Genomic DNA, 13,393 nt, shown 5'->3' with positions numbered 1-13,393 from the left:
TTATCCACAACCAGCGGGTAATCCACCGGAATTGAGCAAGATCATCGCGAGTGTGGTGGCTTGCTCCATCCTCGGCGCATGGCACTTCGATCGCACTCACGCGCAACCACTCCGACCAGCGGCCCGGGGCGCGGCCCGATGTCCGACGGCCGCGTCCGTCACGGCCATCGCCGTCCTCGTAGCAGGGCCCGGCAGCATCAGGAATCGGCCGACGAGATCCGCCGGCGGGCGGAGGTGCTCTTCGGCGAACAGGCACTGGAGCGAAGGGAGTTGGGCAACGGGCCGCCGGGGGGTGAGCGGAATACGGGGGCGGTGGAGGGCGGAGAGGGTGCGCGGTTCGCCAGGCCGACGGTGAGGCGTGGGGGATCTGGCAAGAGTGAGGGCGTCGGAGCCGGTGGGGTCGGCGGCGAGGGCGAAAGCGAGGGCGTCGGCGGGGTCGCCGATGGTGCGACTGCCGTTCCGGGGAGGGATGTCGGTGCTGGCGCCGGTGCGGTGGGCGCGGGCATGAGCGGTCGGGCTGCCGGGGCTTGGCAGGAGCGGGCCGGGCTTGCGATGCGGGAGCGGATGCCCGTGTGGTTGCAGGTGCGGTGCGGTCTGGAGCGGCGGAGCGTGGTGGCGCTCACGGTGGTGCTGGTCGCTGCCGCGGTGCTCGCCGCGCAGCACTTCTGGACGGGGCGTGCCCAGCCCGTTCGCGCGCCGGAGGTGGTGCGGGCGGCGGCTCCGTTCGCGGCGGCGCGGGCGGGTGGCGCGGCCGGTCCCCGGAGCGTCGCGGGAACGGCCGGGGCCCAGATCGTGGTGGACGTCAGCGGCAAGGTGCGGGAGCCGGGGGTTCATCGGCTGCCGGCCGGATCCAGGGTCGCCGATGCCTTGCTGGCCGCGGGTGGGGTGCGTCCCGGTACGAAGACCGACGGGCTCAACCGCGCGCGGTTCCTCGTCGACGGCGAACAGGTGGTGGTCGGCGGGGCTGTGCCCCTCGTACCGGGGGCGGTCGTGGGCGGCGTGGTCGGCTCGGCCGGTGGGGGAGCGGGCGGCTCCGTGGGCGGGGCGGGGGCCGGACCGGCGGCGCCTGTTTCGCTGAACACGGCCACCACGGACCAGCTCGACACCTTGCCGGGGGTCGGCCCTGTGCTGGCGCAGCACATCATCGACTATCGCACCCAGCACGGCGGATACCGGTCCGTGGACGAACTGCGCGACGTGAACGGCATCGGTGACCGCCGCTTCGCCGACCTGCGAAACCTTGTGCAGCCATGAGCCGGGTACCGCTCTCGTCGGAGTCCGAAGGCCCGCCCGGGCGTGGCGGGGCCGGGGCCGCGCACGAGGAGCCCCGCACATTCGGCGAACAGGTCACCCCCACCCGTCGAGAACCTCGCGCCCGCCGGTCCGTGCACGCGGTCTCGGGGAAACGGCTGGGGGAAGCCAACCCCCGGCAGGAAGGGCCGACGGACCTGCGGTTGGTGCCGCCCGCGCTGGCGGCCTGGTTGACGGCGGCACTGGCGCTGGATGTCCCGCCCTGCTGGGTCACCGGCTTCGCGGTCGTCTGTTCGGTCGTGGCGGGCTTGCTCCTGCTGGTCCGCCGTACTTCGGGGTGCCCCGAACTCCCGTCGGCGGGACAGCCCCGGTGGGGCAGCTGGTCGCGGGTCTCCGTGGCTGCCGTGCTGCTCTGTGTCGCCGGGGCTGCCGTCTCCGCCGGGCTGCACGGGGCCGATCTGCGGCGCGGGCCGGTGCCGGGGCTGGCGCGGCAGTACGCCACCGTGACGGCCGAGTTGGAGGTGAGGTCCGATCCACGACTCACCCGGCCCCACGTCCAGGGTGCCCACGCCCTGCCGACCGCCGTACTGCTCGACGCCGATGTCCGACGCATCGAGGAGACGGACGGAAGCACGGTGGTGACGCGGACGCCCGTGCTCGTGACCATCGACATGGGCGCGAAGCCGAAGACGACGGGACCGTTCGGACGGGCGGCGAAGGCGGCGAAGGCGGCGGACGGGCCGGAGGGCTCGCCCTGGCTGGGCCTGTTGCCGTCCACACGGCTGCGGGTGACCGGACGGCTCGTGCCCGCGTTGACGGGCGGCGACCGGGTCGCGGCCGTGCTACGGGTACGGGACCGGGCGGCGCCGGAGGTGGTGAGGCAGCCGTCGGCAGCACAGCGGTTCGCGGGGCGGCTGCGGGCGGGACTGCGGGACGCCACCGAGGACCTGCCGTCGGACGCGCGGGCACTGCTGCCCGGGCTGGTCGTCGGGGACACCTCACGTGTGACACCCGAGCTGGACGAGGCGTTCAAGGAGACCGACCTCACGCATTTGACGGCCGTAAGCGGAGCGAACTTCACGATCATCCTCGCCCTACTCCTCGGGCCGCCCGCTCTCGCCCAGCAGGTCGAACGGCGTGGCCTCGCACCTCGCCTGGGTATTTCCCTCCGGACGACCGCACTGCTCGGCGGCGCGCTCACCCTGGGATTCGTCGTGGTGTGCAGACCCGACCCGAGTGTGCTGCGGGCCGCGGCCTGCGGATCCGTCGCGCTGCTCGCCCTCGCGACCGGGCGCCGCCGGTCGCTGATCCCGGCGCTGGCGACAGCGGTTCTGCTGCTGGTGCTGTACGACCCCTGGCTGGCGCGGAGTTACGGCTTCCTGCTCTCCGTCCTCGCCACCGGGGCACTCCTCACCCTCGCGCCCCGCTGGAGCCCGGCGTTGCGCAGGCGCGGGGTGCCGCCGCGGCTGGCCGAGGCGCTGGCAGCGGCCGGTGCCGCGCAGGCCGTGTGCGCGCCCGTCGTGGCCGTGCTGTCGGCGCGGGTGAGCCTGGTGGCGGTGCCGTGCAACCTTCTCGCGGAGTTCGCCGTCGCCCCCGCCACCGTGCTGGGCTTCGCGGCGCTGGCCACGGCGCCGGTGGCGATGCCGGTGGCCAAGGTGCTGGCCTGGGGCGCGAGTTGGCCCGCGGGCTGGATCGTGGACATCGCCCGTACGGGAGCGGCGTTGCCCGGCGGGGGAGTGGACTGGCCGGGCAGCTGGACGGGCGCGCTGCTGCTGGGGCTGTGCATGGTGCTCGTCGTGTTCGTCGGCGCACGCCTGCTGAGGCATCCATGCTGGTGCGCGGCCTGCGGGGTGCTGCTGCTCCTGGTGGTGGTGCGGCCGGCGCCGCTGACCAGGGTGATCACGGGATGGCCGCCGCCGGGCTGGCGGTTCGCGATGTGCGACGTGGGCCAGGGTGACGCGACCGTGCTCGCGGCGGGGGAAAACACCGGTGTGGTCGTGGACGCCGGACCGGACCCGGCACTGGTCGACCACTGTCTGCGCGAACTCGGTGTCACCAAGGTGCCCCTCGTGATCCTGACCCACTTCTTCTTTCCGCTGTTCAGATCTGTCTCATGAGATCTGTGGTTCAGTCTCGATCCGTTGTGGTGGTACGAGACAGGTGAGCCGACGGGAGTTCCTCTCCGGGTCCCTGGGGAGGGGCCAAAGTGGATCTTGCCTTTGTGCAGTCCGGGCTGCTGGAGAGGTTCCTGGACAGTGACGTCATCTCCGCGGCGGAGGTGGAGGCGTTGCTGAAGCGGCGTGGTGTGCTCGACGGGACGCCGGTGTTCCTCGACGAGGAGACGCAGATGCCGGTGCCGCTCTTGTGCGAGTACGGCAGGTATCTGTCGACGGCGTTGTTGGACGAGACGACGCTGAAGGACTACGGGCGGGCGGTCGGCCGCCTGGATGACCACCTTGCGGGCCTGGGCAGCGACGTGCTGTCGGCGGTGGAGTCGGATCTCGTTTCGTACCGCGACCAGCGGACCCGGTGGCAGAAGAAGCCGATCGGCTGGTCGGCGTGGGGCAAGGAGTCGTTCGTCCAGGACGACCTCTACGGGTTCCTCGTCGACCGCAAGATCTTGACGCACCGGCCGGCGCGGGTGGCGGCTCGGGGACGCAATGCGCTGGCGCCGCAGGTCCGGTCCAGCATGGACATCCGGCATCTGAACTTCGAGCAGTACCGGTACTTCCGGGACGTGGGACTGGGAGGACAGCTGCCCGACGCTACGGTTGACCAGCACTTTCGCGGGTGGTCACCGCTACGTGGCCGGGCCGGTTCCGATCTCGCCCTGGGAACGGGGGGACGGTGGCGGGAGTGGTCGACGGTGCTGCTTCCCGAGATGGGGCTGTGGCCCGGGATGCCGGGCGGGGCCGCAGAGTACACGGTCCAGGCATGCGCGAAGTACGGCAAAGCCCGCACCATCTACGTCCCGGAGGATGCGGTCGCCTCCGCAGACCTCTTCTGCCTCCTGGAGCGTCCGGACATCGTCCGCAGGGCCGCCCGCGGCCTGGAGCGCAAGGCCCGCGACCTGTTCGTCATCGGTGAAGTCGACGTCGCTGGCGGGCGGGTGCGGGGCATCCTGGACGGCGTCGTGCGCGAGTTCCAGATGTCCGCCATGCCCGCCAAGATGCGGCGGATCACCGTCCACGAGGGCGAGTTCGGCCTGGAGGCACTGTCCTTGTTCGTCTGCCGCGGCGGGCTGATGCCGGGGGCGGACGCCTGGAAGGGCTACCGCCACCGGGCATGGACGCGCATGACCGAACTCGCCGACCGGACCACCCCGCACCTGCCCGCCCGGCGTTGGAGATGGCACGACCTGAGGCATACGTACGCCCTGCAACTGCTGACCTATCTGGAGAACGCCATGGACGGCGAGGAGCCGGACATGCAGGCTCGCCGCCGTCGGCACCGTTCCTACTTGACCGGGCATATCCGGCACAATCCGCTGCTGATCGTCAGCCGTCGACTCGGTCACTCCAGCCCAGAGACCACCTACCAGTACCTCCAGTACACGGACGACCTGGTCAACGAGTTCGAGGCCGCGTTCTCCAGCTGGGTCGGCGACGACCAGGCGACCTACGCCGAGATCGCCTCCCACGCCCTGGCCTCAAAGGGCGTTCGCTGATGTCCAAGCCGCGCCGGAAGTATCGGAGCAAGCAGGAACGCGAACGTCTGCTCATGGCCCTGACGAATCCCGTCCCGCCAGGGGGCATCGGTCCCCGAGTGATCTGCATCCCCAGAACGCTGTTGGCAGTGGACCCGTCAGGCTTCCACTGCACACGACTGGCCATGCAGCTGGCGGACGAGTGGGTGGAGTACGTGGCCGCCACCGCCATCACGTCCCACGCGAGGACATATCACATGGCGATCAACCGGCTCTGCGAGTACGTCGACAAGAAGCTTGGGCCTGAGGCAGAGGCGGTGAGCCTGACGGATGAGGGGCTCTTTGACCTGCTGATCGGCTGGGAACTGTGCCTGCCCGAGACCTACGCTCCCAGCTCGACCTACCCCTCGGTGATGGCCGCCGGACTGCGGCTGCTGGTCGTGCGTCGCGACGACCACTCCGATCGTGATGTTGCACCGGACCTGGCCAGGTGGGCCCGCGGGCCCGCACTCCTCGCCAGCGGCGAGAAGACGGAACGGGACGAGTTCACCCGGCCGGAGAAGCGGACCCTGGTTCGCGCCGCCTGGCAGAGCGTCCACGCCACCCGCAAGCGCCTGGACGAGGGCTGGGCTCTTGCCGAGATAGGACAGCACCCCGACGCGGGCAGCTGGACCAGCATCGCTGACCTGCTCTGCGGACTGGCCCACGAGCAGATCACCCCCGACGACATCCGCCGACACATACCACCGTCCCGAGAGTGGCCACCAGAACTGAAGGAGTTCGCCGCCGCCACCGGCAGGGCCCTCGTTCCGCAGTCGGCACGACAGCAGCTGGTGAGACAGCTGTTCGCGAGGTTGTATCCGCACACCATGGACCTGCACGCCTTCCGCGTCCTGCTGATGGACGCGACCGGCTACACCTCGGAAGAGGTCACCGGGTTCGGCGAGAAACAGGTGGAGTTCCTGCCGAAGGGAGTCCGGCTCACCCTCCTCAAGAACAGGGCCGGACTGCTGCGACACAGGGCCTTTCGAGACCAGCCCGCACCCGCCGACGGGCCGGAGCCACAGAGCGCAAGTGAGGATCAGGTCACCGTGGACTGGCCGCGTCGCGAGGCCAGCGCGGTGGTCCGCCAACTCCTGGACATCACCGCCCGGGTCCGGGCCAAGACACCTCACGTCACCGACACGCTCTTCGTCACCGGCGCCGTCTCGCCCAGCTTCACCCCCGAGTTCGGCAAATGGAATCCCCAGTCCCGGAGGACGTTCGGCCACTGGCTGGACGCCATGGGCATCGAGATCAAGGGTGACCGGAACATCGGCCGCCTGCGGAAATCGGTCAAGGTCGAGAAGGCCATCGTGACCGAAGGCCGCATCAGCGACGCGGCGGACGATCACACCGAGGAAGCCTTCGCCGGCCACTACGCGCAGGGCACCACCCTTCGGATCCTGTCCGGCCGGACGATCACCACGGCTCAGCAGCACTGGTTCGACAAGGCACTCGACCGCGTCGACGGCCCCACCGTCGTCCCGGACATCTCCGCGGCCGTCGACCACGACCTGCTCAAGGACACCGGTTTGTCCACGGCAGAGGCCGAGGCCATCATGTCCGGCCAGCTCGACATGGGCGTCTCCCACTGCAAGGACCCCTACCAGGGGCCCTACAGCCGCCCCGGCGAACTCTGCGCCGTCGCACCGCTGCGCTGCTTGGAATGCCGCAACGCCTGGATCATGCCTTCCAACCTGCCTCAACTACTGCTCTTCCAACGGCACTTGGAAAGGCTTCGTACGGTCCTGACTCCGCCGGTCTTCGCCCGGCTATGGGGGCAGAGCTGGGTGAACCTCCGAGCTGTCCTGAAGGACCGCACGCCCGAGGACATCGCCCTGGCCCTCAAGCACATCGAAGCAGGCCAGGCCGTCCTGGACCTGCCACTGGCCGCGAACACGGAGTTCGACGCATGATCGTCACACTGCCCCAGCAACGACGCCCGCCCTTGTTTCGGGACGACGAACCCGTCGTCGCGGGCCGCTCGTTGCTGCCCGGGGCTCGCGAGCCGGGCGCCTACGTCCCCCGGTTCGGCGACACGGGTTGCTGGGACTTCAACGGGGTTCTCAAGAGGCCCGCCAACATCTCCGCCAGTGGCTGGAAGGTCATGTTCAGCCTGGAGCTGGAGGACCCGTACTGGAATCTGCTGGCTCGTGAGTTCATCATGTTCGCCTTCAACCCGCGGCATCCCCAGGTCCTCAAGAGCGGCGTCGTCCTGGAAAGGACTGGCGACCCGCGAACCCTGATCCACATCGCCTCGCGCCTTCGGACGGCAGCGCGTTGGGGCCGTGACAGCGGGCTTCCCGCTTACCCCGACGCATGGACGGTGGAGGACCTGCGGCAACGCATCAGCGATCTGGCCGGCGCAGGCATCGCCTCGGGAACGGTCAGAAGCCACGTGGGCACCCTCAAGAGCCTGGCGGCGGCCGAGCCGGCCCTCAGCCTGCCCTGGCCCGCCGGAGATCCGTGGCCGGGCCAGAGTGCCCGCAACGTCGCCCGCGACATCCGGGACAGGACGGGGAAGATCTCCACCCCCAGTGTTCCTCCGCAGACCTGGTTCCCGCTGATCAGGGCCGCCTGGGCCTACATCCACGACTTCGCCCCCGACGTCCTGCGCGCTGACCGTCGCATCAGCGAGCTCCTGGCCGTCGCGAGCCACTCCGTGTTCGGCATCGACGCACGACTTGAGGAGTGGCTCGCGGACCCTCAAAACAAGATCCCGGTCCATCCCGCAGCGTCGAAGGACCCGACCCCGCAGGTCAATTGGAACCTGCTGCTGCTTCTCCTGGGCTTCGGCGCGTCCACCCGCTCGAATGCCTTTTCTCCGGACTCTCCGGCATCGAAGCGACGACGCGTCCTCATCCTGGACGCGGCGGCCGAGGGACGGATCACACCCCATGCCCTGACCGGGGAACTCCACCAGGTCGCTCGGCCGGACGGCAGCACCGGAGGATGGCACCCCGGCCTCGAACGCCGTGCCCTGACCGACCTCAAAACGGCACTACGAGATGCGGCATTCGTACTGGTCGTGGGTCTTTCCATGATGCGCGATTCGGAGATTCACGAGATCTTGCGGGAGCCCGTCGTCGAGCACTACAGCACCCCCGCGATCGCCTCCACCAAGATCAAGGGCACCACCCAGCGCCCCGGCAAGCACTGGTGGATTGCCGAACCCGTCGTTGAGGCTCTCGCAGTCGCCGAAGTGATCTCCCTGCACCCCGAACGCATCTTCTCCCCAGTCACCGCCAGCAGGCAGGACGGCACCATCCTCGGAGTCAGGATGCTGGCCGCGTTCGTGGCCTTCGCGAACGCCAACCGAGCCACGACCGGGCTCGACGAGATCCCCACCACCTACATCCGGCCCCACATGTTCCGCCGCACGATGGCCATGCTCACTGACCAGTTCCCCGGCTCCGAGATCGCCAGCGGTATCCAGCTCAAGCACATCGCCGCACGGGCCCTCGCCAACGCCACCACCCAGAGTTACGCCGCCTCCGACACCGAGTGGGCCAAATACCTCGAAGGCGCTCTGGACAACGTCAAGTTCCGCAAGATCAAAGATCTCTACCACCGTCATGCCGAAGGCGAGGAGATCGGATTCGGGCCCGGCGCCGAACGCGTCAAGGACGCCTTCGACCAGATCGCCGCGACCGTCAAGGCCCGCAACGGCGACGCCCGCACCGCCGAGACTCTCCTGCGAACGACCAGGATCCACATCCGCTTCGGCATGCTCAACAACTGCACCGCCGACCACACCAACCCCGTCGGCGCCGTCTGCCTGGAGAACGCGATCGTCCCCGAAGGACACACCGGTCCCCTCGACGAACGATGCCGGCCGGACCGATGCGCCAACAGCATGATCGGCCCCGAACACCTACCGATCTACGACTCCCACCAGCGCAAACAGCTCCAGCTCATCAACAGCCCCTCCACACCCGCCTGCCGCCGAGACCTCGCCGAACGCGAACTGGAGATCACCCGCAACGTGCTCCACCTGGCAGGCCAGCCCCAGTGACCCAACCCACCGACACCCCCGAAGACTTGGTCAGCCCCAAGACCGCCGCCGCCCTGCGAGCTGCGATGACCCGCCTCTTCGAAGGGCGTCCGCAGCGGACCGACGGCCGCCTCACGAAAGAGAACCTCTACAAAGAGGCCCAGGTCAGCCGCGCGACCATGAACCGAGCACACGCGATCCTGGCCGAATGGGACGCGCACCTCGCCGCCCACGGCAAGGCCACCCCCAGCGAGGCCAAACGCGACGCGGCCATCGCCGACCTCAAGAAACGCCTGACCACGAAGACCCAGGAATGCACGCACCTGGAGAAGAAGCTCAAGGCCGCCCACACCGCGATCGCCGCGCTCTTCCACGACAACGAAGCACTCCGGCAGCAACTCCACAAGGACACCACAACCGTGGTCACACCCATTCGCCGCCGCGGGCCCCGGCATTGACGGAGTACCAGTGATGCTCGGCTCCTCGAACTGGACACCCCGTCGCAGATTCACCCTGAGGACGGCGACCCCGAGCGGCGGGCGCATCCAATCGACGGACAGCACCTCGCTGATGTGGTGCTGTCCGTCGAAGCGGTCCTGACCAGAGACGGCCAGGACCAGGGCATCCACCTTGCTCGCAACGCCAACCAAGCGATCTCGGAGGGTCGTTGGACTGGTCCCCCATGGTGCCGTCGCGCATCGCCACAGCATGCCGTGGCGGGGCGCGAGGAATCTCAAAGCGCTAGATAAATTGACGCGCGAGAAATTCCCATGGTTTGCTGTGTGTCACCTGACCACTACCAAAGGGGGATACGTGGCACGGACCGCTACCGACCCGGCGCAGGCCGGAGCGACGAAGACCATCCGAAAGTTTCACGACGAGATCCGCGTCGGAGACCTGCACGTCGATCAGACCCTCGACTCTGCCCGCCTGTTTGGCACTAACACCGCCGAGGATGCCGGCCCGGCCGCGCAGCGGAAGAAGGACGCCGCGTGGACGGCGCGGCTCATGAAGATGTGGGATCCCTTCGCGTTGCTCCCCGCGATCGTCTCCCTCCGAGAGGACGGCCGGTACTACCTTCTCGACGGCCAGCACTCCACGGAGGTGGCGGTCGAGAAGGAGGGCCCGGACTTTCTCCGGGACTGCATGGTCTACGAGGGGCTCTCCGCCGAGCAGGAGGCGAAGCTGTTCCTCGCAGCGAACCGCGACCGCAAGGCCGTGAAGCCGTTCGACATCTTCCGCGTCTCGATCACCGCTGGCGACCCACGCAACACCCGGATCCTCGCCGAGGTCGAGAGCTGCGATCTCGGCATTTCGGGCAGCACCTCGGCGAACAAGATCGGCGCAGTCCAGGCGCTCACCGCCCTCGCGGTGATGGACGAGAAGCACGCCGCACGGGACGAGAGCGGGAACATCACCTACCCCCTAGTCCTCTCCGAGGGGCGCTCCCCGCTGATCCCGCAGGTGCTGCGGGTCGTAGAGGACGCGTGGGGCCGCAACCCCGCGACGTGGGAGGGGATCATGTTGCGCGCTGTCGCGATGGTCCTCGACCGCAACCCCGGCGCCCGGCTCGACCGCCTTAGCGGGAAGCTTGCCGGTCACGGCACGCGCAAGCCGATCACGGTCGCGCAGTGGAAGGAGTCGTCCATCTCGAACACGGTCGGCGGCGGCGGCTCCTCCTCCCGCTCTGCCCCCCTCGCAAAGCTCATCGTCAACGAGTACAACACCGGGTTGACCGAGCCGACGGAGTTCCTGATTCACCCTGGCCGGCCCGACAAGGCCTGAGCCACCATTACCGGGCCCCCGCGCGCGCAGCGTGGGGGTCCGACCTTCTCTGCGGGGCGTGACTCCGGCGCGATCTCTACAATTAGCTGTCGGGCGGGGCGGAGCCCGGGGCCGCTACCAAGGGGCCAGCCTTCCGCCGCGCGGGGCTTAGAAGGCTAAGTTTGCTTCGGCATCAGTGCCTGAGTGGCAGGGGGTTCGATGGAGAACTATGAGGCTGGGCTCAGGAGTCAGGATGTTCACCAGGGGTTGCGCAACATGGACCCTCACTCTCCGGCTCTGGTGCCGCTGACGAAGACTCGGCTGGTCGGCAGTGCTGCGGACGTCGCTTCCCTGATCCGAGGGCGGGAAGTGGTCCAAGACGTGTCCGCGCTGCAAGTGATCGCGGTCAGGGAGCTCGACGTGGCTCCGTCCTCGTTCGAGCAAGTGTTGGAGGTCCTTGAGACGGCAGGCTTTGTCGATCTCGCCCGCAACAGCCGAGGTGAGCCCGTCGGACTCACCGAGAACGTTCCTGTCTACCGGACACTCTACGAAGACCTTGGGGCGGCATGGCGAGAGAGCCGACCCCGGCAGATCGAAGAGGAAATGCTCGCCGTTGTGCGACGCCTCGCCAAAGGGCCGATTCCGGTTGAGTCGCTTGTCTCGGAAGTTGGAATCGACTCACATTCTGACGAGATCGTCATGCTGGGGCGGGATTCCAGCATTCTCAGGGTTGAGTCGACGCTCGACGGAGACATTCTGTACTCCCCTTTCTCAGCATTCGAGAATCCGTCAGTTCTGAATGACCTGTTGCTGGAGCACGGGAGCACTCAGATGCAGGACGAGTTCGAGAAATTGCATGGGCATCAGGGCCTTCCCATTACGGCAGGCGCCTATCCCATGCTCACAGATGCTGTCGCCCGTGGGCTAATTTCTGCACCATCGGTCGCGCTGCCGGACGGCAAAGAGATGGCATTTGCTGTCCTTCCTTACACCTTGGACCGGGAGTTGCTCACAGGGCGAAAGCCGGTTCTGGACAAAGCGTTGGCAATTGTGGCGTGCGTGAGGTGTGGCCAACAGTTCGGTGGCTCCACGAATGTTGCAAGTGCACTCTCGATTCTCTCGGCGTTGCTTGATCCGGCGAGGGGGAGGCTGGCACCTCACAGCTCCCACGAACGCCAGTACGCCTTGATGCGGAATCTTGGGGTTATCCGATTTGGTGCTGACCCGTACCCCGGAGGCACGTGGGTTCAGCCTGTGTTTGTCGACACTCCAGATAATCGTGAGGCGATGGTAATCGCACGCGAGTTGATTGCTTCTGGTGAGATGATGGCTGGCAGAACTCCATCTCTTGAGACGCGACAACTGCTTGACCTGGATGCCTCGTACCTGCGTCCAATTCAGACGGTGTCTCGGACGCGCGCGAGGCCGGATGTCAGTCCCACCCAGTACCGTGGCTTCTGGGACGCGCTGATGGGAAGGGGATCACTGTGAGTGAGTTGGATCTGGAGTTGAAGGCGCTTGGTCGGCGCCTTCTATGGAGCATGGGTTTCTCCACCAGGGTTGACGTCCAGATGCGCTCGTATGTCCCCGTTCGATCTCGCGGCGGAAGAACTAGCGCTGGTTTCGAGTCATACACCGACCTAGACGTCCTCGGTATCGCCTTCAGTCCTGGCTTCCAGACACAACGTGTGGTCATCGACTGCAAGACAACAAAGTCGGGTTCAACCGAGAGGATGTTCTGGCTTCGAGGTCTCGCCGATTTCTTCGAAGCTGACATGGCATACATGCTGCGCAGCAAAGCAGTCACCGATTCGGCTCGACAGTTGGCCTCGCGGTTGAAACTTGGCGCGTTGCTTCCTGTCGATGTCGACGAGATGGAAAAACTGCACAGAGTTCCGTTCGACTTCAGGACGGGGCCTCTGGCGCAACTATTTGACCCCGCCTTGGTCGCGCAGCAACTGGAGAAGAGTAGGCAAGTTGACACTCGACTCCAGCCGCTCATGGAGTATCTGGAGTTCGATTACTGGGTTTACGACCCATACCGAAATGTCACCCAGATGGTCGCCCATCTTGCTGATGTGCGAAGCATCCTCAATCCGAATAACCCGCGCCACCTGGCCATTCTATTTGATTGCATTTGGCTCTATTTGGCAACCTGTGCCAAAGCCATTGAATACGTCCGAGTTACTCATATCTCAGATGTGGACCAGAATCTTCAAGCGTACCTGTTTGGTGGACAGGTTGGTCTCAGGGAAAAGCAGCATCTAGCTGTCCGGATGCGTGACCTCGTTGGCAGTGACCCTTCTTTGGGAAGTGTTCTCCCAGACTGGTACCCGGGGCTCTTGGAGCTCGTCGGTCGACTGATCCGGAATCCGTCCATGTTCGCGGCGGCAATGCGCTATTCAGAGTGGATGAATTTTTCTCTCACGATTGGTGCTCCGCTCAGCATTCGTGACGCTTTCGGTAAGTTCTCGCAGCCTACGGCAGCGAAACTAGTGGCGGATGTTGCAGGGTTTCTAGTAGCTGCGGCAGGGCTCAAGCCCAGCTTTCGGCAAGCTGCACGGGCTTTTGTTATCGACGACTTTCTAGTTGATTCGCAGGAGCAGCTCCCAGGGCAGCTTTCGCTGGGTGATTCTGAAGATTAGTTGATGAACCGTTGTGGGAGGCGGGGGCCGACGTTGTAGGCCCCCGCCGGG

At 66.9% G+C, this 13,393-nt stretch carries 8 protein-coding genes and 1 pseudogene; all 9 read left to right on the top strand.

From position 1 onward, the window contains the following. The first annotated feature begins 78 nt into the window (after positions 1-78). The gene (locus tag G3I56_RS43095; protein WP_203688908.1) at positions 79-1,254 is read left to right on the top strand and encodes a ComEA family DNA-binding protein; all 1,176 of its coding nucleotides are present in this window, start codon (positions 79-81) and stop codon (positions 1,252-1,254) included. A 131-nt stretch (positions 1,255-1,385) separates the two neighbouring features. Beyond that, a pseudogene (locus G3I56_RS01090) lies at positions 1,386-3,338 on the top strand (ComEC/Rec2 family competence protein); the annotation flags it as partial. 119 nt (positions 3,339-3,457) lie between these two features. After that, a complete protein-coding gene (locus G3I56_RS43495) occupies positions 3,458-4,918 on the top strand; it encodes a hypothetical protein (protein ID WP_343239828.1) in 1,461 nt (486 codons plus the stop codon). Between the two features lie 164 nt (positions 4,919-5,082). Continuing rightward, positions 5,083-6,855 (top strand): hypothetical protein, encoded by a 1,773-nt coding sequence (locus tag G3I56_RS01085; protein ID WP_239134625.1) that lies wholly within the window; start codon positions 5,083-5,085, stop codon positions 6,853-6,855. Then, positions 6,852-8,954 (top strand): integrase, encoded by a 2,103-nt coding sequence (locus tag G3I56_RS01080; protein ID WP_164406559.1) that lies wholly within the window; start codon positions 6,852-6,854, stop codon positions 8,952-8,954. The genes G3I56_RS01085 and G3I56_RS01080 overlap by 4 nt, the downstream gene beginning before the upstream one ends. Continuing rightward, on the top strand, positions 8,951-9,391 hold the full coding sequence (locus G3I56_RS01075) for a hypothetical protein (protein ID WP_164406558.1): 441 nt from the start codon (positions 8,951-8,953) through the stop codon (positions 9,389-9,391). Before G3I56_RS01080 ends, G3I56_RS01075 begins: the two co-directional genes overlap by 4 nt. Positions 9,392-9,746: 355 nt before the next feature. Then, positions 9,747-10,718 carry a DUF6551 family protein gene (locus G3I56_RS01070; protein WP_164406556.1) on the top strand — a complete coding sequence of 324 codons (972 nt, stop codon included), beginning with the start codon at positions 9,747-9,749 and terminating at the stop codon, positions 10,716-10,718. Positions 10,719-10,916: 198 nt separating this feature from the next. Next, on the top strand, positions 10,917-12,188 hold the full coding sequence (locus tag G3I56_RS01065; protein WP_164406554.1) for a hypothetical protein: 1,272 nt from the start codon (positions 10,917-10,919) through the stop codon (positions 12,186-12,188). Continuing rightward, positions 12,185-13,342, top strand: a complete 1,158-nt coding sequence (locus G3I56_RS01060; RefSeq protein ID WP_164406553.1) for a hypothetical protein — start codon at positions 12,185-12,187, stop codon at positions 13,340-13,342. The genes G3I56_RS01065 and G3I56_RS01060 overlap by 4 nt, the downstream gene beginning before the upstream one ends. The last annotated feature ends 51 nt before the right edge of the window (positions 13,343-13,393 follow it).

The organism is Streptomyces sp. SID12488 (assembly GCF_010548275.1).
Taxonomy (GTDB): Bacteria; Actinomycetota; Actinomycetes; order Streptomycetales; family Streptomycetaceae; genus Streptomyces.
Note: the sequence above shows the minus strand (reverse complement) of the source record. Positions and strands in the feature narration are given on the sequence as shown.